This is a genomic window from Actinoallomurus purpureus, assembly GCF_024055795.1.
Lineage (GTDB): Bacteria > Actinomycetota > Actinomycetes > Streptosporangiales > Streptosporangiaceae > Actinoallomurus > Actinoallomurus purpureus.
This window is the reverse complement of sequence record NZ_JAMXMY010000016.1, coordinates 98,737-124,492: the sequence shown is the minus strand read 5'-3', so window position 1 is coordinate 124,492 and position 25,756 is coordinate 98,737. Positions and strand designations below refer to the sequence as shown.

At 69.6% G+C, this 25,756-nt stretch carries 20 protein-coding genes; 10 read left to right on the top strand and 10 right to left on the bottom strand.

Annotated elements, in window-relative coordinates; genetic code table 11:
• The first annotated feature begins 7 nt into the window (after positions 1-7).
• Entirely contained in the window at positions 8-715 is a 708-nt protein-coding gene (gene merB, locus NE236_RS27260) for an organomercurial lyase (protein ID WP_252845006.1), read from the top strand.
• 170 nt (positions 716-885) lie between these two features.
• Here merB and NE236_RS27255 read toward each other — a convergent pair whose 3' ends face one another.
• Together NE236_RS27255 and NE236_RS27250 are read right to left on the bottom strand one after the other, a co-directional pair.
• Complete coding sequence (locus tag NE236_RS27255) at positions 886-2,781, bottom strand: bifunctional metallophosphatase/5'-nucleotidase (RefSeq protein WP_252845005.1); 1,896 nt, start codon at positions 2,779-2,781, stop codon at positions 886-888.
• A 60-nt stretch (positions 2,782-2,841) separates the two neighbouring features.
• Positions 2,842-3,066, bottom strand: a complete 225-nt coding sequence (locus tag NE236_RS27250) for a hypothetical protein (RefSeq protein WP_252845004.1) — start codon at positions 3,064-3,066, stop codon at positions 2,842-2,844.
• A gap of 493 nt (positions 3,067-3,559) precedes the next feature.
• Here NE236_RS27250 and NE236_RS27245 point away from each other — a divergent pair, with 493 nt between their 5' ends.
• The 4 genes from NE236_RS27245 to NE236_RS27230 all read left to right on the top strand — a co-directional run bounded on the left by NE236_RS27245 (position 3,560) and on the right by NE236_RS27230 (position 8,067).
• Positions 3,560-5,581 carry a zinc ribbon domain-containing protein gene (locus NE236_RS27245; RefSeq protein ID WP_252845003.1) on the top strand — a complete coding sequence of 674 codons (2,022 nt, stop codon included), beginning with the start codon at positions 3,560-3,562 and terminating at the stop codon, positions 5,579-5,581.
• Between the two features lie 48 nt (positions 5,582-5,629).
• Positions 5,630-7,033, top strand: a complete 1,404-nt coding sequence (gad, locus tag NE236_RS27240; protein ID WP_252845002.1) for a glutamate decarboxylase — start codon at positions 5,630-5,632, stop codon at positions 7,031-7,033.
• Positions 7,034-7,272: 239 nt separating this feature from the next.
• Positions 7,273-7,725 carry a nuclear transport factor 2 family protein gene (locus NE236_RS27235; protein ID WP_252845001.1) on the top strand — a complete coding sequence of 151 codons (453 nt, stop codon included), beginning with the start codon at positions 7,273-7,275 and terminating at the stop codon, positions 7,723-7,725.
• Entirely contained in the window at positions 7,726-8,067 is a 342-nt protein-coding gene (locus NE236_RS27230) for a hypothetical protein (protein ID WP_252845000.1), read from the top strand. It begins immediately after the preceding gene.
• Positions 8,068-8,095: 28 nt separating this feature from the next.
• On the opposite strand, the gene NE236_RS27225 is transcribed toward NE236_RS27230, so the two are convergent.
• The 6 genes from NE236_RS27225 to NE236_RS27205 form a co-directional block, all read right to left on the bottom strand.
• Positions 8,096-8,191, bottom strand: coding sequence for a DUF397 domain-containing protein (locus tag NE236_RS27225; RefSeq protein WP_252844999.1), 96 nt, complete (start codon positions 8,189-8,191; stop codon positions 8,096-8,098).
• 3 nt (positions 8,192-8,194) lie between these two features.
• Positions 8,195-8,290, bottom strand: coding sequence for a DUF397 domain-containing protein (locus NE236_RS45240; protein ID WP_372494445.1), 96 nt, complete (start codon positions 8,288-8,290; stop codon positions 8,195-8,197).
• A 529-nt stretch (positions 8,291-8,819) separates the two neighbouring features.
• Entirely contained in the window at positions 8,820-9,452 is a 633-nt protein-coding gene (locus NE236_RS27220) for a nucleoside/nucleotide kinase family protein (protein ID WP_252844998.1), read from the bottom strand.
• 148 nt (positions 9,453-9,600) lie between these two features.
• Positions 9,601-10,311, bottom strand: a complete 711-nt coding sequence (locus tag NE236_RS27215) for an alpha/beta hydrolase (protein WP_252844997.1) — start codon at positions 10,309-10,311, stop codon at positions 9,601-9,603.
• 101 nt (positions 10,312-10,412) lie between these two features.
• The gene (locus NE236_RS27210) at positions 10,413-11,048 is read right to left on the bottom strand and encodes a TetR/AcrR family transcriptional regulator (RefSeq protein ID WP_252844996.1); all 636 of its coding nucleotides are present in this window, start codon (positions 11,046-11,048) and stop codon (positions 10,413-10,415) included.
• A gap of 66 nt (positions 11,049-11,114) precedes the next feature.
• A complete protein-coding gene (locus tag NE236_RS27205; protein ID WP_252844995.1) occupies positions 11,115-11,564 on the bottom strand; it encodes a hypothetical protein in 450 nt (149 codons plus the stop codon).
• A gap of 440 nt (positions 11,565-12,004) precedes the next feature.
• Here NE236_RS27205 and NE236_RS27200 point away from each other — a divergent pair, with 440 nt between their 5' ends.
• The 5 genes from NE236_RS27200 to NE236_RS27180 all read left to right on the top strand — a co-directional run bounded on the left by NE236_RS27200 (position 12,005) and on the right by NE236_RS27180 (position 23,453).
• A complete protein-coding gene (locus NE236_RS27200; RefSeq protein ID WP_252844994.1) occupies positions 12,005-14,914 on the top strand; it encodes a tectonin domain-containing protein in 2,910 nt (969 codons plus the stop codon).
• 47 nt (positions 14,915-14,961) lie between these two features.
• The gene (locus NE236_RS27195) at positions 14,962-15,720 is read left to right on the top strand and encodes a hypothetical protein (protein WP_252844993.1); all 759 of its coding nucleotides are present in this window, start codon (positions 14,962-14,964) and stop codon (positions 15,718-15,720) included.
• Between the two features lie 24 nt (positions 15,721-15,744).
• Positions 15,745-17,820, top strand: a complete 2,076-nt coding sequence (locus tag NE236_RS27190; protein WP_252844992.1) for a flotillin family protein — start codon at positions 15,745-15,747, stop codon at positions 17,818-17,820.
• Positions 17,821-17,867: 47 nt separating this feature from the next.
• Positions 17,868-22,805 (top strand): DNA repair ATPase, encoded by a 4,938-nt coding sequence (locus NE236_RS27185; RefSeq protein ID WP_252844991.1) that lies wholly within the window; start codon positions 17,868-17,870, stop codon positions 22,803-22,805.
• A gap of 108 nt (positions 22,806-22,913) precedes the next feature.
• Positions 22,914-23,453 carry a restriction endonuclease gene (locus tag NE236_RS27180; protein WP_252844990.1) on the top strand — a complete coding sequence of 180 codons (540 nt, stop codon included), beginning with the start codon at positions 22,914-22,916 and terminating at the stop codon, positions 23,451-23,453.
• 17 nt (positions 23,454-23,470) lie between these two features.
• Here the strand turns inward: NE236_RS27180 and NE236_RS27175 are convergent, their stop codons facing one another.
• Together NE236_RS27175 and NE236_RS27170 are read right to left on the bottom strand one after the other, a co-directional pair.
• Positions 23,471-24,298, bottom strand: coding sequence for a helix-turn-helix domain-containing protein (locus tag NE236_RS27175; protein ID WP_252844989.1), 828 nt, complete (start codon positions 24,296-24,298; stop codon positions 23,471-23,473).
• Positions 24,299-24,471: 173 nt separating this feature from the next.
• Positions 24,472-25,422, bottom strand: coding sequence for a phosphotransferase family protein (locus NE236_RS27170; protein WP_252844988.1), 951 nt, complete (start codon positions 25,420-25,422; stop codon positions 24,472-24,474).
• Positions 25,423-25,756 lie beyond the last annotated feature (334 nt).

Below are 25,756 nucleotides of genomic sequence, written 5' to 3'. Positions count from 1 at the left end.
CACCAGAATGACCGGAAACGTCTCAGCAGCACCGACGCGCCTTCACGGGACGGAGAGGGTCCGCCTGGCTGTCTACGACGGATTCGCCCGCACCGGCCATGCTCCGAGCGTTCCGGAACTCGCCGTACTCACCGGATTCGCCCCCGACCAGGTGCGTCAGGAACTGCGCACCCTTCACGGAAGTCATGATGTGGTCCTGAACCCGCAGGACAACGACCACGTCGTGATGGCCCACCCCTTCGCGTCCGTGCCGCTCGGCTTCTCCGTCATGGGGGTGCACACACTGTGGTGGGGCGGCTGCGCCTGGGACTCGTTCGCCATGCCCCACCTGCTCAAGGATGAGCCCGACGTCCTGGTCGCCACCCGCTGCCCGGCCTGCGACACCCCGCACGCCTGGGTGGTCGGCCGAGACGCACCCCCGCAAGGCGACCAGGTGGCCCATTTCCTCATCCCCATGCGCCGGGCCTGGGACGATGTCGTTCACACCTGCGGCAACCAGCGCCTTTTCTGCTCCACCGACTGCGTCGACACCTGGCTGCAGCGGACGGGCCAGGAGCGCGGCTACGTCATGGATCTGGGCACCCTGTGGCGCTTCGCCAGCGACTGGTACACCGGGCGCCTGGAACCGGGCTACACCCGCCGCGACCCCGCCTCCGCCACCGCCTACTTCGCCGAGGTCGGCCTGCACGGCTCTTTCTGGGGGCTGCCCGACTGAGGTCAATCCGCCTGCCGCGCTGGGGAGTGCCGGTGCAAGGTCATCCGGTCGCCGAAGCGAGTCGGCACCGTTGAGTTCGGGATTATCGCCCTTCCGGCGGCACCAGAAAGGGCGATAATCCCATGGTCAACGAGGGGCGGCACTGCCGTCCGGGGCAGCGCCGAGCCCGCTCAGCAGGGAATCCGGAAGTCGCCGTAGGTGAGGTTGTTGCCGGTCCGTGGCTCGTCGGACGGGGGCGGGACCTCGACGGCGCGGGCGGCGAAGCCGGCGTTCTTGGCCGTGACGCGGTCGAGCGGCGCGGGGGTCAGCACCTTCCGGGTGCGTACGAACTTCACGAAGTTCTCGAAGTCGCGAGGGTGCCGGACCGGCCGGTGGTACTCGGCCAGCGCGGGGTACCCGTCGCCCTGGACGAAGGTGTACGCCATGGTCGCCAGCCGGTAGTCGCGCTCGAGGTCCAGCGATTTCCCGTCGATGAGCACGTCGGCGGGGTCGACCCGGTCGCCGACCGGCCGGCTCGCGTCGTACGTGTAGCGGACGTTGCGGGAGACCGCGAACGGCGCGTACACGACCTTGCCGCCGGTGCCGGCGGTCCACTGCTGCTCCAGCGCGTCGTGGATCTGCTGCCCCGTCACCGTCGCGGTGACGACCGGGTCGCCGTACCCAACGGCCTTGAACGACTGCGCCAGGGTGATCGCGCCGTCGGCCGCGGCCGAGATGAGATCACCGCCGATCACGGCCGAGCCGACGCGTGGGGCGATGGCGATGAGCGCGAGGTCGGCGGGCACGTCGCGGTACGCGTTGCCGTTGTTCGTCGGGTCGATCGGCTGCCGCCCCGACCAGTACGCCCAGTCGGCGGCCAGGTCGCCCATCGTGCTCTCCCCGGCGGCGTTCCGGGTGCGGGTGAACGACGCCGTGACCCGGCCGATCGGGGTCTGGCCCCGCCTGGTGGCGAAATCGAGCCAGTAGTCGGCGACCTCCTGCAGTTCCGGGTCCGGCGCGACGTCCTGGGTGTTCGCGTGGTTGGTGGACACGGTGAGCTCGCGGATCACCTTGCCCGTACGGCGGTCGAGCCGCAGGTTGATCTCATTGATCAGCTGGCCGTTGTAGCCGGCCTCGACGAACGGGCGCGGCACGCCGTTCGGGTCGGGAACCATCATGTTGAACCGGCAGTGCCAGTGCCCGGTGACGATCGCGTCGACGTCCGGGGACACCTGCCGGGCCAGGTCGTACGCCGGGCCGGAGGGGTCGGTGCCGCTGTTGAAGTCGCTGCCCGCGACGGCCCCGTCGTGCATGCTGAGGATGATCGCGTTGACGCCGCGCGCCTTCAGCAGGGCGGCGTACCGGTTGACGGTCTCGACCTCGTCCAGGGTCCGCAGGGCGGGCTGGAACGACGCCGGGAAGGTCTCGGTCCCGAACGCCGTGAGGTGGATGAACCCGATCGGCAGGCGGCGTCCGCCGCCGGCGTCCACCCACTCGATGTTGTACGGCGGGACGACCGTCCGGCCGGTCGCCGACCATACGACGTTGGCGCTGTAATAGCGGAACCTCGCGCCACGGAACCTGCGGCCCGTCGAGTCGACGAACGCGTCGTCCCACCCGACCTCGGGGAACGGGACGCCGCGCTCCATGTGGGCGGTGAGGAACGCCGGCGACTTGTCGAACTCGTGGTTGCCCGCGGAGCTGAACCGGAAGTCCATGCGGTTCAGCGCCTCGACCGTCGACTCGTCGGCGACGCTCTCGGCGTCGAACTCCCAGCCGGAGAACATGTCGCCGGGACCGAAGAAGATCGAGTTGCGGTGCCCGTCGCGGAGCCGGTTGAGGTGGGCGGCGAGGTAGCCGACGCCGCCGACGGTGTAGCGCGCGCCGCCGGCGCCGGTGATGACGCTGCTGCCGTGCAGGTAGCCGTGCAGGTCGGTGATGTTGAGGAGCTGAACGTCCACGTACTCGTCGGCGGTGGCCGCGTCGCGGGCGTCCTCTGTCGCATACGCGGGGGTGCCGATCGCGGCCATGGTGGCCATCGCACCGGTCGCCGTCAGGAAGGTCCGCCGTCCCAGGTCCTGCGTCATCGCCTATCTCCCGATCATGAGGAAGCAGGGCGAGTGAAACGACCGGAGACCAACTCCCCGTCACCGGCGGTCGGCCAGGGCGTGAACGTCAGGTGATGGCGGAATCCGCCCGTACCGTGGCTGCCGGCGGCCGCACTCGGCGAGGGGCGCCGCCTGTGCCTGGCGTTCGCTCGCCAGTGCGGTCTGCTCGGCCAGCAGCCGCGCCTGCTCGGCCCGGTCGGCATGGAGGCGGTGGTTCCGCCCGACCAGGTACGCGACGAAGCGCTGCCCGCCAGGCCGGTGCACGCGATCGCCGCTCGCAGCGCCGGGCCGTTCCCACGCGGTCCGACGAGCGCCCAGGCGGGCGCCCGGCCATGGGCGCAGGCTAGTCGGCGGGCAGAGCGAGGGCGAACTGCGGTCGCGGCTCGCCGAGTGGGTTCGTGATGCAATGACATCGGCAGCGCCCGCGCTGCTGGGCTTCAGGCGAAAAGGCGCATATACCTCTTCTTAAAGCGCCGCCTGTCAGGCTCACAGATTTGCTTAGAGATCTTCAGTGTTACCTCTTGTCATGTAGGTACCGCTATGGGGCCTAGAGTTGCTGCATTTTCGGAGGCGGTGAAGCGTTTGGCGCGCCCGATTACGCGTCGACGCTGGATGGCCGACGCTTTGCGGGCTGACCTCGCTCAGATTTTCGAATCGCCGAGCGGAATGCCGATGCCGTTCGCTACGGTACGTGTATGTCTCGTCACCCCCGACGGTTGCCGCCTGGGACCGGGCAGTGTCCGCAGGGTCGCGCCGTATGAGTAGCCGTAAGCTTCCGCTGGCCGTCGGTCAGGTGGCCCGGACCGCGACCGCCCGTGTGTTGTTGCGTGGTGGGGCGGATGAGAAGACCGGTGAGGTGTTGTCGGCCCGGACGGTGGCCGAGCGCGTCGGCTGGGCCGCTGATTTGGTCGCTGGGATGGCCGCCGGTCTGCTGGCCGAGCATTGGAACGCCCGTGACGTGGCCGGGCTGGCCGCCGGGGTGGATGGCGCGGGCCGCGTCTTACCGTCGAATGCGTGGATGGCGTTGCGCAGGCTGGGCTGGGACGTGACCGTCCCCGAGGGGGTCAAGGTCAATGACCGGATCGTGCGGATGGCTCAGGAACAGGCCGGGCGGATCCTTCGCGGTGCCCGGCACCGGGCGGAACTGACCGGCGGGGTCCTGCAAACCTGGCCTGCCGACCCGGACAAGCGGACGGCGGTTGAGTGGGACGCCGTTCGCGGGGCGGTGCCTGATGGTCGGTGTCTGCCCGGCGGTGTGATCAAGGCACGCACCAGGCAGATCAGCGCGTTCGTCGCCCGTCATGGGCGGCTTCCGGTCGATGTGTTCGAACTGGAAGACGCGCCGCGCGTGGCGCGGATGCTGGTGCTGGCCGCGGTGGACCGGCAGCAGGCCACCCTGGAACGCGCCGAGGACAACCCGGCCAGGGCCCTGCTGCGGGTGCAACTGCCCGCCCGCCCGGATCCGCGCTCGTATGCCGACTGGACCTGGGTGGCCTGCCCGCTCACGCTGCCGCCCACCGTCCCGCCTGATGCGGTGCTGCACCTGCCCACGCTGCGCCCACACGGCAGCAAGGTGCGCGCGGATCTGGCGTTCTCTTACCCCGTCCCCAAGTCCGAACGGGCCGGGCACGTGACGGCGTTGGGCGTGGATTGGGGTCTGAACACCCTGCTCAGTGCGGGGCCGTGCCGGTTGTACCCCGACGGCACCATCACCGCACTCGGGGCCGGGGCGATGTTTAGGGCCGCCGGGGTGATGGCCCGTCAGCACCGGCTGCGCCGCCACGGCGAACACCTGCACGCCAAGACCGATGCCTACGAACACCTGATCGATGGCGACCCAGATCATGCCCTGGTCGCCAAACACACCGTAGTGAAAGCCGAGAGCGGGCATGTGGCCGACCGCCGGTCGGGCCTGAACGACGCACTCGCCTGGTCAGCGGCGCGGTGGGCGGTGGATCAGGCGATCGCCGCGGGTGCGACGGTGATGTATGTGGAGGATCTGCGGTCGCTGGAGGCCAAGGGCATGGGCCGCACGATGAACACCCGCCTGTCCCAAGCGGTGCGCGGGCGGATCGTCGGCAACATGCGGCACCTGGCCGCCGAGGTCGGTATCGCCGTGGTCACCGTCCCGCCGAAGAACACTTCCAAGCACTGTCCACAGTGTCTACTGCCGCTACGGCACTGCAAAGCACCCGACCGCCCCACCACACCCGGATGGAAATGGGCGTACTGCCCCGACCCGCACTGTGGCTGGCAGGGCGACCGCGACCACGGCGCATGGCGCCGTATCGCCGCCCGCGGCCTGACCCACCAAAACAACACCACCATCGACCGCGCCACCGGCCAGATGACCATCGGCCGCGTCATCGACGAACTCGAGACCGGTGCGGTCATCACCCCGACCGCACTTTCTCAGGCCAGCGGGGGTGACCGGTCCAAGACCGGACCCACCCCGCCCAGATCCCCACGCCCCGCGCCCAGGCGACGCAGGGCACCCTCCACCCCCAGCCCCCAAAGGCCGGCGGGTCAGCGTCCGGAGGGACACGCTCACACGGACCACAGACCGCCCCGCGCGGCCTGCCGGTACCAGGGCGTACGCACAACTATCGTGCACACGATCAGCTCAAGCACACCCACCACCCGACCGGACCACCCACGGCACCGGCCCAGGGGAGCGGCACTGGGCGCAGGCTTCCACCTGCACGCCCACGCCACCCCACCCCGGTGGGTAGATCCACCAGTCACAACACTCCAATGTGACTACGGATCCCTAAGCTGATCAGAGACGCTTGCGGCTCAAACGAGCCGACGAAGGAGGTCACGACCGATGGCGTTGCACAAGGGCGAGGACGGCCGTCAACGGCCGCTACACGTGAATCCGCTGTTCGGGGAGGCGGACCCGGTATCCGGTGTCGAGACCGTCCTCCCACGGCATCGGCTTCCCGAGCGTCCGATGGCCCCGGCGACCGCCTATCATCTCGTCCACGACGAGATGATGCTGGATGGTAACTCCCGCCAGAACCTCGCCACGTTCGTGACCACCTGGATGGAAACGCAGGCGGCCACGCTCATGGCCGAGACCGCCGACAAGAACATCATCGACAAGGACGAGTACCCTCACGCGGCCGAACTGGAGCGCCGCTGCGTCGCGATACTGGCCGACCTATGGAACGCTCCCGACCCCGACACCGCAGTCGGCTGCTCTACGACCGGATCGAGTGAAGCATGCATGCTCGCCGGGATGGCACTCAAGCGTCGCTGGATGCACCGCAATGCCGATCGGTACGCCGCCGGGGCTCGGCCTAACCTGGTGATGGGCACCAACGTGCAGGTGTGCTGGGAGAAGTTCTGCAATTTCTGGGAGGTGGAGGCGCGTCAGGTGCCGATGGCCGGTGACCGGTTCCATCTCAGTGCAGAAGAAGCCGCCGCGCGGTGTGATGAGAACACCATCGGCGTCGTGGCCATCCTCGGCTCGACGATGGACGGCAGCTACGAGCCGGTCGCCGAGATCTGCGCCGCCCTCGACGCGCTGGAGGAGCGCACAGAGTGGAACGTGCCCGTCCACGTGGACGGCGCATCCGGGGGCATGATCGCACCGTTCCTGGATCCCGACCTGGTATGGGACTTCCGGCTTCCCCGCGTCGCCTCGATCAACACCTCCGGCCACAAGTACGGGCTGGTGTACCCGGGAGTCGGCTGGGCTTTGTGGCGCGACCGCGAGGTGTTGCCCGAAGAACTGGTGGAGCGCGTGAACTATCTGGGCGGCGACATGCCCACATTCTCGCTCAATTTCTCCAGGCCCGGTGCGCACGTGGTCGCGCAGTACTACAACTTCCTGCGGCTCGGCTACCAGGGTTATCGCGCCGTCCAGCAGGCGAGCCGGGACATCGCGACGCACCTGGCCGCGCGGATCGAGGCGATGGGCTGCTTCCAGTTGCTCACTCGCGGCGACCAGCTACCGGTGCTCGCCTTCACCACCACCGATGAGGTGACCGAATTCGACGTCTTCGATGTCTCTCGACGGCTGCGGGAGTTCGGCTGGGTGGTTCCGGCCTACACCTTCCCGGCCGACCGCCAGGACCTGGCAGTACTCCGGATCGTGGTCCGGAACGGATTCTCTCTGGACCTCGCCGACAGGCTGGTCGAGGACCTGGAGAGCCTAATTCCGTGGTTGCGAAAGCAGCCCCGGCCGATGTTGGGCCCCGAGGACGGCACGAGCTTCCACCATTGATCGAACCAGTGAAAGGCGGGGTCGGCGGGCTCGCTCACCGGTCGACCCGGGCGCGCACCCGCCAGCCGTCCTCGGTCGATCCGCTGATGACCGTGCCGCCCGCCGGCCGGACGCGCTCCCGCATCGCGGACAGCCCGTACCCGCCGTCGTCGATGTCGATGTCGATGTCGATGTCGGTGATCGGCGGTGAGGGCGGAAAGCGGCCAGCCCCTCCGCCTGTGCCCGCCTAGGGTCGCGGCATGTCGCAGCAGAGCCGCACCATCGTCGAGAGCGCCTGGAAGGCGTTCGCCAGCCACGACGCCGGCCGGATCGCCGCAGTCTTCACCGAGGACGCCGAGTGGCTGGCGCCCGCCGGGAACGCCACTGCCGTCGCGCTGCAGGGCCCCAGCCACATGGTCGGCAAGACGGCGATCGTACGTTTCCTCGCCGAGGACTTCGCCCGCTTCTTCGTGCAGGACGTCACCGTCACCTTCCATGGGATCTACGCCGACGGTGATCGGGTGATCGTCGAGGAGACCATGACGGCGACTCTGGCCAACGGCAACCACTACGCCAACGACTACTGCTTCGTCTTCGAGCTCCGGGACGGCCTGATCCACCGGGTCCGCGAATACATGGACACGGCCCGCGGGCACCGCATGGTCTTCGGCGAGGGGTATCCGGCTGCAGTCCCATCGGCGACGACGATGTGAATGGCGAGATCGCTCACCGGCCGGCGTATCGCGGTCGGGGCGCTGGCCTGCGCGATGCTGCGCGTGAGCGTGGACGAGGAGGGCAAGGGCTGGTACGACGCCGGTTACCCGTACGTCGTCCTTTGGGTCCTGATCACCGCGCTGCGCCAGCTGTTCGTGTACGGCTGCCAGCACTGGTTCACCCGGGACCTGGGCCGGTTCCTCGTCGAGAACCGCATCAGCCCGGCTGCCTTCGGCGACTCGATCCTGTTCTTCACGCTCAGCATGGTGGTCGCCACGCACCTGGGCATCCTGCTCCGCAGCCGCCTCCTGGCCGCTCGCGCGGTCCACGCCGTCGCCTGAGCCCCGGCGTGAACCGCGCGCGAGGGGATTACTCGGCCTGTTCCACGACGCGCACCTCGACGCAGTTTCCGCCGTTGGTGCCGCTGCGCCGTGACTTGCGCCAGTCGGTGTGGTCCAGGTCCATGGGTTATCGCGCCTGCTCCGCGACGCATACCTCGACGCAGTTTCCGCCGTTGACGTTACTGCGCAGTGACTTGCGCCAGTCCGCGTTGTTCAGGTCCATTGTTCGTCTGCCGTTCTCTTGATGAGCTCGATCGATTCGCGTTGGGACAGGGTGCACGTCCGGATCGACTCCCAGACGTCGATGAGGCGAGCGATGCCGTCCCGGTTGCTCGTGACCAGACCGCGAACGGCGGTCTCGACATAGGCCAGCTCGTCATCTCCTCAGAGCGTCTGATAGTGGCTAAGAAAATTGTGGCCATCCCCGCACTCGAGGTGTGGTAGCCACGCGGTAGCCTGCCGCCCCACGCCGCACGGGCCGCGCTGGAGGCCCCTGTTCGTCAGACCTTGTCGGTGGCTTCGGAGTGTGCGCTGACCGAGCCCGTCTTCCGCTGCTCCTGCCCCAGCCGCAAGATCCCCTGTAAAGCACACGCTGGGCCCGCTCCTGCTGTGGAGCGAGAACGCGGTCAAGCCAGGGATCGTCCCGGCTGGGTGCGGGAGTGCGCGACCTGCTACTCCAGCTTTAGTGATCGGCCTGGCCAGGAAGTCGTGCGGGAAGCCGACGCCGGATCCCGGGCGGCCCGCGAGCCGGGTCATGGCCGCCGCTCCACCAGCGCGGGGTGCCTCGGATCGTCGACGCGGATTACGACGTCGGCGGCCTGCGCCGGTTGCGCCTCATCCTCGTACCGGGCGTAGGCGGGCAGGGTCCACTCCTGTTCGGGGTCGATTCGCCGGGCCAGCGCCGCCGTGGATATCGACAGGTGGACCACGTGGTCGAAGCGCAGGCCCCGGCCGAGGAGGAGCGCTCCGTCGAGGAGGAGCACGCCGCCTTCGCGCAGCGTGACGTACGAGGCGCGGGTGGCTCGGTCGGCGGCGCTGTCCCACAAGCTGGGCAGGACCCGTCCCGTACCGCCAGGTTCGAGCGGGGCGAGCACCTCGCGGACCAGGCCGCCCTCGTCGAGCCAGTCGGTGTAGTAGAGGTCCGGGTCGTCCCGGCCGTACTCGAAGCGCAGCGACGCCGGGCGGAGGAAGCCCCCGGCGGACACCCGGAGGACCTCACGGCCGCGCAGGCGAAGGGGGTCCACGAGCGCGTCCGCGAGGTCGCCCGGACGGGCGGGCGGGGCGCCGTCGATCGCGACCCGCGCCCACGACGTTCCGGCGAGGGCCGCGATCCGATCGGCGAGCTCATCGACCAGGAGAGACGGCGATATGGGCTGTACGCGCACGTCGCCATCCTCGCAGGCGGTGATCGCCCGGGGTCAGCGCGCCGGGTGCGGGCTCCGTGGCCTCGGCCTCACCAGGACGGTCGTGTGGACGAGGGACCCGAGGTTCGAGGGCCGCAGTGAGTCGGTCCGTTCCCACAGGGCGGCGCCGTCAGGGTGACACGTGCGGGGCCGCGGCGCCGGCTCCGGCCTTGCCCTGGTAGGCGACCAGACGGTCGGCGAGTTCGCCGGAGCGGCTGAGCATGACCATGTGGCCGCCGGGCATCTCGTCGGGAACGATGCCGAGGCGGTCCCGTACGACCCGGCGCGTGAATTCGGCGGGGAAGAATCGGTCGTCGCGGCAGAGCAGGAATTTCGTCGACACGTTCGGCCATGCGGGAAGCGGCCACGGCTTCTCGAACGGAGTGGCCGACTGGCCCCGCGCGTGCCGCTCCGTCTCCGCCGCCAGTTCCGGGGCGACGTCGTGGAAGAAGATCGCCTCCGTGTCCCCCTCCGGTACGCCGTGGCGCCGGGCCTCCTCGCGCAGCGCCCGCTCGTGGCCGGTGGCGGTCTCCCATGCGCCGGCCGGCTCACCAGGGGCGGGGATCATCGCCGTCAGCATCACCAGGAGATCGACCGGCACGCGTTCGCACGCCAGCGGCGCGGTGAACCCGCCGAAGGAGTGCGCCACGAGCGTCAGGTCGGCGCGGTCGCGGGTCTGCCGGACCACGGCGTCGGCGTACTCGGACAGCCCGGCGGAGTCGTCCTCGCAGGGCAGGTCCACGGCCACGACGTCGTGGCCGCGCCTCCGCAGTTCGGCCGTGAGGAGGTGCCAGTACTCCGGGCCGGACGCCGCACCGGGGATCAGGACGAAGGTGGCCATGCCGGTGGTCCTTTCGTTGTACGGATGCGGTCAGGTGTTCCGACCGCGCGGCCGCACGGAACTCATCGGTCCCCGGGGTGCTTTTTGGTCAGGCGGGGCGTTCAGTGCGCGCGAAGGCGTCCGACCGGCTCGGCGGGCGGGCCGCCGGCCGGCAGCCCGTACATCGTGAACAGCCGATGGCGGACCGCCGCGAACGGGTACGTCTGCGGATAGACCGCCAGCTTGAAGATCACACCTTCCAGGACGCTGCGGAACATGACCTCCTCCAGAGCGGGATCCTCGGCCCCGCGGTCGGCGAAGATCTGCCTGAGGCGGTTCTCGAACTCCTCGATGACGCCCGCCTTGGCCGACTCGACCTTGATGAAGATCTCGCGGGTCGCAGGCTGCAGCATCAGGCAGAGCACCAGCCGCTGGACCCCGATGGTGTCTCGCGCCATCGCGAGGGTCCGGTCGATCACCCCGGCCAGCCGCTGATCCGCGCTGACCTCTCCGTCGACCGGGTCGGTCCCCGCGAGGATGCCGTTGAGCGCTTGGCCGAGCAGTTCCTGGAGCAGTTCCTCCTTCGCCGGGAAGTAGTACGAAACGAGCCCACGGGCGACCCCCGCGCGCTCGGCGATCTGCGAGATCGTGGCGCCTTCGTACCCGCGTTCGGCGAACAGCGTCAGGGCCGCCTCGAGGATCCGGCGCCGGGACTGCTCCCGCAACTCCTGGTTGACACGGGCCGAACGTGGCGACAAGCGAAACCCCCCGGGAAGCGGTGATGGACTCACCATTGTCCCGCCTGTCGCCGCAGAACGCGCTCGTCAGTGCCGTACGCGGCCGTTGATCGCGCCGACCAGGTTGTTGACTCCGCCCTTGTCGGCGGACTCCAGTTCGAGATCCGCGCCGTTGGCAAAGGTGATCACGAAGTTGTGGACCTTGACCGTCACCTGCGCCCGGCCGGTCTCGGTGACCCGGGCGCCGGCGATCTGGCCGATCGGTATCTCGGCGACCAGGTCCTTCGCGAAGCCGACCATCGACTGCTCGAACAGCAGCACCCGCCGGTCGGTCACCGCGATGTTCATCTTCGGCGGCAGCCCGCCCTCACCTGCCACGTCGACGAACCGGATGCCCACGACGTTCTGCAGCGCCGCGTAGTACCCCTCACGCTTCAGGGTGCCCGGCAGGTTGGCCATGCAACTCGCCACCAGCCTCTCGTCGGGACCCATGATCTTCGAAGCGGCCTTCTTGATGACCCAGTCGCGTGCGGCCATGCACGCCTCCTCTCGTAGGAAGAAGGTTGACTGTACAACCAGCCAGGCATCCTCGCGGGCTTCTTCTGGATCACCCGGGCCTTGTGTGCCACCAGGGCCGGTGGACCGCGTTCGGTGACCACGGTGGACAGACTCCTATCACCTTCACGGTCGCCGCCGGGCGTCCTGCGTGCATGCGTCATTCGCGAGCCTGTCAGGCGATCTTCGGCCTCTTGTCGCATGCGCCTCGATGTGATTCGCTCACGGGGCGTTTCCATCCGGTCACGCATCTATCGGGTGCCTTGATCGGAAACTCGGGGAAGTGTCAGGCCGCGCCGGGACATCTGGAAGGCAGAACAATGGTCGATTCGTCGTTGAACGCTGCCCAAAACCGCATCGCGAAATCCCTCGATCGTCAAATCCGGGGCGCTCTGGGCGCCGGTGAGCGGATCGAAGGGCGCTTGAGGTCGGTACTGGAGACCTTTCACGGCGCCGACCTGTCCCGACTCCGGATAAACGCCGACGAGAACGCCGATCGCATCTGCCGCGCCCTCTCCGCGGAGGCGGTGACGGTCGGCGCCGACGTCTTCTTCGCGGCGGGCGCCTTCGCTCCGCACTCCCGCGCCGGGCTCCGGCTGCTCGTCCACGAGACCGCCCACGCGGTGCAGCAGGCCGGTGCGCGCCTGCCCTACGCGGCCGGGGCGTCCGTCTCGGATCCCGCCGACACCTGCGAGTCGGACGCGCGTTCGCTCGCCGACGCCTTCCTCCGCGGCGCGCCGCCGCCGCGGGCGGTGAAGCCGTCCGTCCGCCGGCTGGCGGACTCGGAGCAGTTGGTTTTGCAGCGTCATGCCTCATGGGAGCATCGCCTGCTCGGCGACGCGCTGCCCGCCGATCTCGACGCGATCACCATGAGGAGGGGAGACCGTAAGACGAAACTCGAGGAGCTGCGGGTGTTCCTGGAGATGTGGTGGAACGACCCGGACGCGGTCACGCCCGAAGCGATCAGAGGTAAATTCTCTTCCATCCGTACGCTCCGGCTCAGGGGCAGCGGACTGCTCGTCACCTACGGAGAGCTCAACACGTTGGCCGATTATCTGGCCAATCCGGCGGCACTCGACAGTCAGCCGAAGGCGATTCTCGAACCAATCCTCCAGGCGGTCCGGCAGGAATCGTACCTCTGGGTGAACAGGCTCCTGGACACTCCGGTGACGCCGGGCTCGGTGCACTTCAAGAACGCGGTGGTCATGAACCTCGGCTGGGACTTCTTCGATCTGTTGATCGAGACGATGGCCCTCGACGAGCTCACGAAGAAAATCGGTCCGAAAGGGACCGATCATTACGGCGCGGTGGTCGGCCGGAACGCCTGTCACTTCGCGCCGAGCTCGTGGTATCGGTGGGAGCAGTTCTATCTGATCGCCCGCGACCACGCGACGCAGGCGCACCACGCGGGCAGCGCCGCCGCGAAGGAGAGACTGACCTACCTCGCCTGGATGAACCACGGCTACGCCGACCACTTCCTGCACGACTCGTTCGCGGCCGGACATCTGGTCAACAAGACGCTGGTCATGCAGTGGTTCGTCGAGTGGGCGGCCGGCATGGGCAAGCTCATGCCGGTGGCCGACTGGAAGATGGTCCAGACGATGACCACCGCCCGTCAGAGCGGACTGGCGGCGCGCGGTCTCTACGACGGGTTCCTGGATCCGGCGAAGCGGGGGGTGGTCCGCGATCCCCAGACGGCCGACGAGCAGTGGGCGGCGCAGCGGCGGAGGGACGTGTCGGGAGTCAGGGCCGACGGCCGCCGCTCTCAGGAGGACGCGTACAAGCACTACCTGACGCTCATGCGGAACACCGGCGTGCAGATGTCCAGCGGGGTGCTGCACGACCACTTCAACAAGAGCGGACTTCACGTCGCGTCGGTGGACCATCCGGCGGCGTTCGAGATCTACGGCGACTCCACGATGCTCGACGGCGGGGACGGCGTGCGGATCGCGAGCGAGACCGCGCACCTGTCGCAGCAGTCCATCCTCGAGTTGATCGCTCATGGCGGCACGAGCATCACCACGGCGCAGATCTTCAACCGGTTCCCGACCAGCGTGCGTGGCGCCGGCGACACGATGCTCTCGCTCGAGCACTGGAACGACGCCCAGCGCGACACCGCGATCGGGCTGTTCGACAACTTCAGGATCGCGGGCGTCCGTGTCGCGTCACCGCGCATCGGCGAGATCTCCATCGACACCACAGGCGGGTGGCGGTGGGTCCAGATCCCGGGTGAGGCGAGTGACATCGCCGTCGGCGGCGACGGATCGGTCTGGGCCGTCACGAAGGACAAGAAGATCCAGCGGCTGGAGGGGAGCTCCTGGGTTCCGGCTCCGGGCGGCGGGGCCCGCATCGCGGTGGACGGATCCGGCACCCCGTGGGTCGTGAGCGCCGACGGAGGGATCTGGCGGTGGAACGGCCGGGACTGGACGGGCATCGACCTGGGCGGAATCCCCAGCGGCAAGAACTCCGCGGGCGAGCAGGTGCGCGGCGCCAGTGACATCGGCGCGGGTGCCGACGGGTCGGTCTGGGTGACCGGCCGGACCGACGTCGACGGCAAGGGACATCCGATCCTGCGCTGGACCGGGGAGCGGTGGGAACAGGCCGGAGGTGCCGCCGTCGCGATCTCGGTGGCTCCGAGCGGACTGCCCTGGGTCGCCGACGCGGCCGGGGGGATCGCCAGACTGAACCCGGGCGGACCCCTGGGCAGCGGGTGGGGCGCCGTTCCCGGCCTGGCGACGGACATCGCCGTGTCCACCGGCGTCCTCCCGACCGCCTGGGCGATCGGCACCAACAAGGACTCCGACGGCGGCGGGAACGACATTTACGCCTGGAGCGGTCAGCAGTGGGATCGCATTCCCGGCCGGGCCACGCGTATCGCGGTCGGGCCGGACGGCACCCCGTGGGTGGTCGACGCCCATGGCGCGATCTTCCATCTCGTCCCGGCCGATGCGTCACGCGTGGCGTTCTCCACCACCGATGCCGGAAGGGTCAAGGGGAAGGCCGTCGCCAGGAGCGGATCCCTGTTCCCCGGGGACACGGTGGAGATCAACGGCAGCACCGACCTCAGCCGCGTCATCGTCGGGAACAGCGGCGCCCGCGTCTACTCGATCAAGCTGGACACCACCGCCGCCTACTACGACTACGTCCTCGAGGTCGACGCGCAGGGACCCAAGGGGATCGGTTCGGGGTTGATGTACCTGAAGTTCGTCGACGAGGAGGGCGACGTCTACACCCTCAGCATCTTCCTGTCGGACCGCAAGCAGCACGTCCTGCGATACGACAGCACCATGCCGGGCATCAAGGAGATCCGCTGGAGCGACAGTCTCTTCTGAGCCGTAGGCGCCGGCACCGACGCCAGGTCGTCCACGCGGAGGATCGCGTGGACGACCTGGCGTCGGATCGTATGTGCCGTACGTCACGCGTCTCCGGTGATGGGATGCGGTACGGTGCCGTCTGCGGCGAAAGGATTTCGCCGCATAAGCGGGGATTTTCCCCTCTTATAGGTGCGCCGGGAAGCCTGGTCGGCAACGCTGACGGCATTGCCCATGGGGAGGCGCGCATGACTGAATTCATCCACGCGGCGCTCGCTTTTCCGGCCGTCGTCCTCGGTGCCCTCCTGGCGATCGTCCTCGCCTACTGGCTGTTGGTCGTCGTCGGACTGCTGGACGCGGCCGCGACCATGGTCACGGCGGTGGCGCTGTCACTGTTCACGGCGCTCGCGTGGTTCGCCGGCGTGGCCGGCACCGTGCTCCTGCGCCGCGAGGACCTGACGGGGACCGTCCCGGCGATCGGGGTGCTCGCCGCCGCGCTCGTCGCCTCCGGCCTGGTCACCCGGCTGCTCATGCGGCCCCTGCGCTACATGATCCCCGAGGAGAGACTGCCCTCCCGGCAGGACTTCGTCGGCCGGATGTGCGTCATCCGCACCGGCCGGGTAGACCTGACGTTCGGTCAGGCGGAGGTGCGCGCCGCCGACGGCTCGGCCGCCGTCATTCAGGTTCGCCAGCAACGGAACCAATCGGGCGAAGAGATCCTCAAAGCAGGCAGTACCGCATTGATCTTCGACTACGACGCCGACGGCCAGTTCTTCTGGGTGATGCCGTATGACGCCGAGCTCGATCCTCATCGTCCAGCCAGCTGAATTCCCCCGTAAGAAGGACCATTGATGGACTCCATCGGCATCGCGATCGCCGTCCTCGTCGGCGCGATCCTGATCGTCGCACTCGGCACGGCGTACCTGTTCAGCCGGCTTTTCCGCAAGGTCGAACAGGGCCGGGTCCTCATCGTTTCCAAGATCAAAAAGGTGGACGTCACCTTCACCGGCGCCATCGTGCTGCCCGTGCTGCACAAGGCCGAGGTGATGGACATCTCGGTGAAGACCATCGAGATCGAGCGGAGCGGGCACGAGGGCCTCATCTGCCGGGACAACATCCGCGCCGACATCAAGATCACGTTCTTCGTCCGGGTCAACAAGACCATCGAGGACGTCATCCAGGTGGCACAGGCGATCGGCACGCAGCGGGCCAGCCACGAGGAGACGCTGCAGACGCTGTTCAACGCGAAGTTCTCCGAGGCGCTGAAGACCGTCGGCAAGCAGCTGGACTTCGTCGACCTGTACACGCACCGGCACGAGTTCCGCGACCAGATCGTGCAGCTCATCGGCACCGACCTGAACGGCTACCACCTCGAGGACGCGGCGATCGACCACCTCGAGCAGACGGCGCTGCAGAGCCTCAACCCCACGAACATCCTGGACGCCCAGGGCATCCGGAAGATCACCGAGCTCACCGCCATCGAGCACGTGCGCACCAACGAGTTCCAGCGCAACGAGGAGAAGGAGATCACCCGCCAGAACGTCGACGCGCGGGAGGCCATCCTGGAGCTCGAACGCCGGCAGGCCGAGGCGGAGGTCAAGAAGAAGCGGGAGATCGAGACCGTACGGGCCCGCGAGGAGGCCGAGATCGCCAAGGTCCAGGCCGAGGAGCGGCTGACCTCGCAGACGGCGAACATCCGCACCGACGAGCAGCTGGGCGTCCAGCAGGAGAACCGCAATCGCGAGATCGCCGTCGCGGAGAAGAACAAGGAACGCGTCATCGCCGTCGAGAACGAGCGGATCGAGAAGGACCGCATGCTCGAGGTGATCGCCCGCGAACGGGAGACCGAGCTGTCCCGCATCGCCAAGGACAAAGAGGTCGAGGCGGAGAAGCGGGAGATCGCCGAGGTGGTCCGCGAGCGGATCGCGGTCGAGAAGACCGTCGCCGAGCAGGAAGAGATCATCAAGAAGCTGCGGGTCGTCGAGGAGGCCGAGCGGACCCGCCAGGCCGTGATCATCCAGGCCGAGGCGGAGGCCCAGGAGAACCTGGTCAAGGGCATCAAGGCGGCCGAGGCCGCCGAGGAGGCCGCCAAGTTCAAGGCCCGCGAGGAGGTCCTGCTGGCCGAGGCCCGGCAGAAGACGTCCGAGCTCGACGCCCAGGCCAAGATCCGGCTCGCCGAGGGCATCCAGGCGGAGGCCGCCGCCGCGGGCCTGGCCGACGTCCAGGTGCGTGAGCGCGACGCGGAGGCGGTCGAGAAGGTCGGCCGCGCCGAGGCCGCCGTCAACCGCGAGAAGGCCCTGGCCGAGGCCGAGTCCATCGAGAAGACCGGTCGCGCGGCGGCCATCGCGAACCGCGAGAAGGCCCTGGCCGACGCGGACGGGATCCGCGAGAAGCTCAAGGCCGAGGCGGAGGGGCTCACCGACAAGGCCGCCGGCATGGCCGCGATGGACGACGCCACTCGTGGGCACGAGGAGTACCGCCTGCGCCTGGAGGCCGAGAAGGAGATCCGGCTCGCCGGCCTCACCGTGCAGCGGGAGGTCGTCGAGGCCCAGGCGTCCGTGCTGGCCACCGGCCTGCAGAACGCCGACATCGACATCGTCGGCGGCGACACCGCCTTCTTCGACAAGGTCGTCGGCGCGATCAGCGTCGGCAAGGGCGTCGACGGGTTCGTCGAGCACTCCGACGTGGCGCAGCGGCTCGCCGGTCCCTGGCTGAACGGCTCGCGCAGCCTGCCGGAGGACCTCGCCCGGCTCGCCGGGTCGATCAACACCGACGACGTGAAGAACCTGACCCTGTCCGCGCTGCTCATGCAGCGGATCAAGGCCGGAGGCGCCGACGGTGAGAAGGCGCGTGAGCTGCTCGACCAGGCCGAGCGTCTCGGCGTCGCCGACGCCGCCGTCTCCTCCATGGCAGTGATCGAGAACTGAGCGACCGGACCGAGCGACCGGACGACCACGAGGACCGAAGGAACCACGTGACCGAGGGCGGGGAGACGCCTGCCGCGCCGGAGCTGGACGCGGGCACCTACGAGGTGCTCCGCGCCCGGCTCGGCGAGCAGGCCAAGGAGCTGGTCCGGCGGGCCGAGGCGTTGAACGCCCGGCGGCTGGAGGTGTTCGGCGGCACGGAGCTGCGGCTGGTCGGCACCGAAAGGATCCGTACCGAGCACAACTGCGTGCCGCGCGACATCGTCGCGGTCGGCGGGCTCATGCTGTTCGGCTTCAACGTGTTCATCGGGTTGCGGCCGCAGACGGCCGTCGGCGACGTGTTCGCCCTGTACCGGTTCGTTTGGGACGGGGATGAGTTCCGGTTCGAGGCCACCGACGACGCGCCGGGACTGCTGCGCGACCCGGGCTTCGAGCGCGACTTCGGGGAGCTGTACCGCTACTACCGCGACGCCCGGCTGCTGCAGCTGCGGAGGCCGGAGGGCCGGCTCCTGGCGGTGTTCCAGACCGGTCTGGCCGCCGAGCACGACACCCGCGTGCTGCGCTGGACCGTCGACGTCGACGGCACCGCCACCTATCAGGACAACCTGGGCGAGACCGACCACGTCTTCCCGCCCCCGTACGACTTCGAGTGGGTCGAGACCACCCGCGACGACCACGTCCTCGGCCGCCACCCGCACATCTCGATCGAGGACGAGGTCTTCGTCGAGACGGTCGGCGGCGACCTCACCGTCAAGGTCGAGAACAACACCGAGACCGGCGAGGGCATCTACCGCGAGCCGGTCGACGAGCCGCTGCAGAGTCTCGCCGACGCCGAGGTCCAGTACGCCCGCGTCGGCGCGCTCATCCTGCTGCGCGTCCGCCCGTACAAGGAGAACGACTGGCGCTACCTCGTCTTCAACACGCGCGTGAAGACGGTCGTGCGCCTCGACGGCATCGGGCAGGCCTGCCGGCGGCTGCCGGAGGACCACGGCATCATCTTCCCCGGCGGCTACTACCTGGTGACCGGCGCGGCCAAGACGTTCGACACCGACGTGGACCGGCTGGAGTACGAGCGGGTCATCCGCTCCACCAACGGTGAGGACGTGCTGTACGTCTTCCACGCCCGCGAGGCCGGCCGGTACCTCCTGCTGCCGTACAACGTGATCCGCAAGGAGGTCGCCACCCCGATCTCCTGCCACGGCCACTCGCTGTTCGACGACGGCACGCTCGTCGTCTTCCGCGCGGACGCAGGCGAGCCGACCCGCGTGCACACGATGCAGGTCTGGCAGACGCCGTACCTGTCGGACGCGTACGCGGCGGCCCAGCCGGCCGGCACCGGGCCGCTGGAACGCGTGGGCAACGCCGACCTGGTCCGGGGGATCTCCGACGGCCTGTCGGTGGCCCGCATGGTGGAGGAGACCACGCCCTCGGCGGGCGTGTTCGAGGCGCTGATCGCCGGCTGCGAGCGCGCCTTCGATCACTTCCACTGGCTCGGCGACCCGGAACTCGGCGACCTGCGCGCCCCGCTCACCGACGTACGGGCCACGGCCGGGCAGGTGCTCGAGGAGTGCGAGACCGTCCAGCGCCTCACCGCGCAGGCCGCCGCCGCGCTTGCCGAGACCGACGAGAAGATCACCACCCTGATCCGGCTGACCCGCGGCGACTCTCCGGACACCGCCGACGGCTGGGTGACCCGGCTGACCGGGCTGCGCCGTGCCCAGGGCCGCCTCGTCACCCTCCGCGACATGCGGTACGCCGACCTCGCGCGGATCGACGGCCTGGCCGACCGGCTGAGCGACGAGCTGGCCGCCACCGGCCGCCGCGCGGTCGAGTTCCTGCGCGAGCCGGAGGCGTTCACCGCCTACCACGAGGAGATCGACCGGCTGCTCGCCGCGATCGAGGCGATGGCCACGACGGCCGAGGCCGCCCCGATCCTCGAGCGGCTGGCCGAGCAGTACGAGGGCCTGGAGGTCGTCACCGACATCGTCGGCACTCTCGACATCGCCGACGCGACCGTGCGCACCTCGATCCTGGAGCGGGTCGGCGAGGTGCTCGCCGGTATCAACCGGTCCCAGGCCACCCTGGACGCCCGCCGCCGGGAGCTCCTGGACGCCGAGGGACGCGCGGCGTTCGCGGCCGAGTTCGCCCTGCTCGGCCAGGCCGTCACCGGCGCGCTGGCCATGGCGGACACGCCCGACGCCTGCGACGACCAGCTCGGCCGCGTGATGCTCCAGCTGGAGAACCTCGAGTCCCGGTTCGCCGAGTTCGACGACTTCGTCGCCGAGCTCACCGCCAAGCGCGAAGAGGCCTACGAGGCGTTCTCCGCGCGCAAGCAGACGCTGCTGGACGAACGCGCCCGCCGCGCCGACCGGCTGGCCGAGTCCGCGTCGAGGATCCTCGCCGGCGTACGCCGCCGGGCCGTCGCCCTCGGCTCCCTCGACGAGATCAACGCCTACTTCGCCGCCGATCCGATGGTGGAGAAGGTGCGCTCCGTCGTCGAGCAGCTCCGCGCCGCGGGTGACGCCGTACGCGCCGAGGAGCTCGACGGCCTGCTCAAGACCGCCCGGCAGGAGGCGGGCCGGACCCTGCGCGACCGCGTCGACCTGTACGAGGACGGCGGCGAGAGCATCCGGCTCGGCGCGCACCGGTTCGCGGTCAACACCCAGCCCGTCGACCTGACCCTCGTCCCGCACGACGGCGGCATGGCGTACGCCGTCACCGCCACCGACTACCGGTCACCGGTCCGCGACCCCGCCTTCGGGGCGACCCGCCCGTACTGGGACCAGACGCTGGTCTCCGAGACGCCCGAGGTGTACCGCGGGGAGTACCTGGCGGCGGAGGTCCTCGCCGCCACGCCCCGGGACGTCCTGCGCCGTGCGGCCGAAGAAGGGGATCTGCTCGCCGTCGTCCGCACCGCCGCCGAGGCCCGCTACGACGAGGGGTACGAGCGCGGCGTGCACGACCACGACGCCGCGCTGATCCTCGACGCGCTGCTGCGGCTGCACGACGGCGCCGGTCTGCTGCGCTACCCGCCCGCCGCCCGCGCCGCCGCCCAGCTGTTCTGGGCGCACGGCACCGAGGAGGCGGCGCGCGGATCGTGGACGACCCGTGCCGCGTCGCTGGCCCGCGCCCGCGCCGTCTTCGGCGACGCGCCCGCGGCCGGGGCGCTCCGCACCGAGCTGACCGCTGCCGCGCTCGCCTTCCTGACCGCCCACGCCCTGCACGGCCCCGACGCCGCCACCCGGATCCTCCCGCCGGGGGACACCGGTGACCTGGTCGGGGAGTACCTCTTCGAGGAGCTCGCGAGCGAGCCCGCCGGGTTCGTCACCGGCGCCGGGGCGCGCTCGCTGCTCGACGGCTTCCGTACGGCGCTCGGCGACTCCCCGGGCTACCGCGACGACCTGCGCGCCCTCAAGGGCGGCGGCCTGGCGCCCCGTCACCAGCTCATCGAGGCGTGGCTCGGCTCGTACCTCGCCACGACCGGCGCCCCGGCCGACGACCTCGCCGAGGCCGTGGCGATCGAGCTGTGCGGCCCGCTCGACCGGTACGAGGTGTCGGCGCCCCTTACCGCGACCGTCGAGGGCCTGCTCGGCGCGCACCCGCGGATCAGCGGCCGCCGCCTGGACCTGCGCCTGGACGAGAGCGTCGCCCGGATCCGCCGGTTCCGTGACGAGCGCGTGCCCGCCTACCGGGCGTACCAGAGGCTGCGCGGCGAGCTGGTCGCGGCGGAGCGGGAGCGGCTGCGCCTGGGGGAGTACCGGCCGCGCGTGCTCAGCGCGTTCGTGCGCAACCGGCTGCTGGACGAGGTGTACCTGCCGCTCATCGGCGACAACCTCGCCAAGCAGCTCGGGGCCGCCGGCGACGCCAAGCGCACCGACCAGATGGGCCTGCTGCTGCTCATCTCCCCGCCCGGCTACGGCAAGACGACGCTGATGGAGTACGTCGCGGGCCGGCTCGGCCTGATGTTCGTCAAGGTCAACGGGCCGGCCCTCGGCTCGTCGGTCACCTCCCTGGACCCGGCGGACGCGCCCGACGCGACCGCCCGCCAGGAGGTCGAGAAGATCAACTTCGCGCTCGAGATGGGCAACAACGCGCTGCTCTACCTCGACGACATCCAGCACACCTCGCCGGAGCTGCTGCAGAAGTTCATCTCCCTCTGTGACGCCCAGCGCCGCATCGAGGGCGTCTGGGACGGCCGCACCCGCACGTACGACCTGCGCGGCAAGCGCTTCGCGGTCTGCATGGCCGGCAACCCGTACACCGAGTCCGGGCAGCGCTTCCGCATCCCCGACATGCTGGCCAACCGCGCCGACGTGTGGAACCTCGGCGACGTGCTGTCCGGCCGCGAGGACCTGTTCGCGCTGAGCTACCTGGAGAACGCCCTCACCTCCAACCCGGTGCTCGCGCCGCTGTCCACCCGGGAGCGGGGCGACGTCGAGCTGTTCGTACGGCTCGCGCAGGGCGACACCACCGTGTCGCCGGACCGGCTCGCCCACCCGTACTCCGGCCCGGAGGTCGAGCAGATCACCGCCGTGATGCGCAGGCTGCTGCGGGTCCGGGAGGTCGTGCTGTCCGCCAACCGGGCGTACATCTCTTCGGCCGCCCAGGCCGACGCCTCGCGTACCGAGCCGCCGTTCCAGCTGCAGGGCTCGTACCGGAACATGAACAAGCTCGCCGAGCGGATCGTGCCGGTCATGAACGAGGCCGAGATGGAGGCCGTCATCGACGACCACTACGTCGGCGAGGCCCAGACCCTCGCCTCAGGCGCCGAGGCCACCCTACTCAAGCTGGGCGAGCTGCGCCGCACGCTCACCGCCGGGCAGTCCGAGCGCTGGGCGACGGTCAAGGCGGCGTTCCAGCGCTCCCAGGCCCTCGGCGGCGCGGACGACGAACCGATGACCAGGGCCGTCGGCGCGCTCGGGCTCCTCGCCGACCGCGTCGCCGCCGTCGAGACCGCCATCACCCGCGCCACCGGCGGCCGCCCCTGACCGGAGGTCACCTTGGCCCGCACCGCCCCGCCCAAGCGCCGGAAGTCATCCGCGTCGAGATCCAGGCGCCGGAAGCCGTCGGCGTCGAGTTCGCAGACCGGGCTGATCGTGCTCGCTCTCGGGGTCGGGGTGGTCTTCAGCGCGGCCGTCGGCCTGCGAAACGCCCTAGTGCTCATCGGCGTCGCGATCGTCCTCGCCGTTCCGGCGCTCATCCTGTGGGCCCGGCACCGGCACCGGCAATGGCTCCGGACGCTCGCGGCGAGCTCGCGCCTCGAGGTGATCGACGCGATGAGCGGCGCGCAGTTCGAGGACCACGTCGCCGACCTGCTGCGGCGGGACGGCTACAAGCGGGTCCAGGTGACCGGCCGCTCCGGCGACCGGGGCGTCGACGTCATCGCGGTCAGCCCGGAGGGCGTGGCCATCGCCGTGCAGTGCAAGCGGCAGGCGAAGACCGTCGGCAGCCCGGAGATCCAGCGTCTCGTCGGTGCCGTCCACGGCACGTACGCCGGCCGGCGCGGCGTCTTCGTCACCAACAACACCTTCAGCAGGAACGCGGTCGAGGAGGCCGCCCTCTGCGGCATCACCCTCATCGACAGGAACCGTCTCGGCGACTGGCTCCTCGGAGACCGGCCACCGCCGCTTGGATGATCGATGCGCTGGAACGATCAGCGGTCCGGCCGGGCACTCGTCCGCGCCCGCATGCGGACGAGTATGCGCCGGGCGTGGCGGCCTTCGGTCTCGATCTCGGTCAGCGGCGCGACAGGCAGTCTGACCTCAGAGAGCACGGGGATCTCCCGCAGCCGTGATCTCGGCGGGTAGTCGCCGGTGGGAAGTTGATCGAGCTGCACCCACAGGGTCGGAGAAAGACTTTTGACGAGTCGTACGTGCAGCTCGCCATGGATGCAGCGATAGCGCGCCGGCTGGGTCTCGGAATCGCGAGGATCATTCGAATAGCCCACCCAATCCGCCCATTTGGCCATCCATTGCTGAGCCTTCATGTCGTTCAGCAAGAAGATCAGCTCGTCCAACGTGTCATCGTCGTCGGCCACCGCGATCTGGAAGGCGGTCACCGGCACGGGAGCGCCCTGCAGCGCCGCCGCCATAAGGCCGTCCGCCATGTAAGGACAGGGAAACTGTGCGAACCACGACACGAACGATGTCAGTTCGATCTTCCAGTCGGCCATGCGATCCGCAAGGGGTCTGCCCGCCGTGTCGCTGATCGCGGTGTCGATCCCCGCCCACATGGGCTCGGCCTCCAGATGCAGCGCGAGCCCCATCGCGCCGAGGATCTTCTCGACCATGGCGAGGGTGACACCGACCCTCGCCCGCTCCACGAGTGAGATCGTCGCGACGCTGACGCCGGACGCGGTGGCGAGGTCCTGCAGCGACCACCGCCGCTCCAGGCGGCCCGAGTGGATCAGTGCCCCCAGGCGCACCGCATTTTCCGACGCCGTAGGCGGCGGCTCCCGCGGATTCGACCGGTCACTGTTCACCGTCTCAGCATGGCCGACCGTACGGCGCCGCCGAGTTCCCGCGGACGGGACTGTGGATAACGGGATCGAAATCATTGAGGGGACGGGCCTCGTCGTTCTGGCGGATTGAGTGGCAATCAAAAATTTTCATTGTGACTTAAGCGCTCAGAATGAGATGGCCTTGCGCGGCGGGCTCATGGCGCATCCAGGGGCCACCAGCGCGCGGCGAGCGCGTCGAGCTTGGGCACCGGCGGTTCGGGCATCTCCTCCAGGTACCAGGACAGGTCGCTGTAGCGGTGCAGGAGCGCGTACGCGAGCAGGCGGCGCTGCAGCGTCGCGTCGAGCCGGTCGCCGGAGTATCCGTACGCGGTGAGCAGGTGGCGCAGGAAACGCGGGTCGCCGCGGGAGACGAACAGCCCCACCGAGACGAACTCGTACTCGCGGTCGCCCATCATGGCGGGTTCGAAGTCGTACAGCCCGGACAGCGACCACCCGCCGTCCGGCCCGGGGGCGACCAGCAGATGCTCGCGCATGACCTCCGTGTGCAGGAGCACGGGTGATGACGGCGGAAGCGGCACCGAGTCGAGGAACTCCGGGATCTGCGCCGCCCACTCCGGGTCCAGGCCGCGGGCGCGCTGGCGTTCCACGCAGTCGACCCGCTGACCGGCGAGAAATCCCTGCCAGTCCGGGGGGCCGAGTGCGCGGACGGGGATCTCATGCAGGGCGGCGAGGGCCGTCCCGAGTTGTGCGGCGAGCCGGTCGCGGTCTCGTTCGCCCGTGCGTGGCCAGACCTCGGTCAGTGGTTCGCCGCGCAACCGCGTCATCAGGAGGTATCGCCAGGTCCCGAACCCACCGGCCTCCTCGACGCGCGGCGTGGGGACCGGCAGTCGTCCGTCGATCGTTCGCAGCACACGCTCCTCGATCTGCCCGCGCTCCCGTGCGATCGGCGGATAGAGCTTGAGCACGAGCCGGTCTCCGACGGCGTAGACGGGCAGTGAGCCGTCCGGAAAGCGCGTGACGTCGGCGCCGCTTCGCCCGAGGCGGCGGCACAGCGCCAGGACGCCCGGCCGGAGCCGCGCCTCGTCTCGGCGCACGGTCGCGAACTGCGCTTCCGTGGCCGCCGCCGGCAAGGAGTCGTTCGGCACCCGGCAACGATACGGCCGCTCGATCGCTCATCCGCTTTTCCGGCCCCGCCCTCGAGCGAGGACGGCCATGCCTTCGGCCGGCGCTGCCGGTGGAGCGGACACCGCACCCACCGAGGCCCTACGGCTCGATTCCGAGCATGCGGCCGGCGGCGGGACCGACGCGAACCCTCTTGCCGTTTCGGCAAATACCCGGAGCTTGACCACTGGCGGTCGCCGTGCGCCTTCGCGCGGCGACCGGCGGTCGCATCGGGCCGGCGAGGATCCCGGGCGAGAGATTTCTTGCAGGTTTGGTCAGGGAGATAGATCACATAACGGAGATCCGGAAAAGATCGGC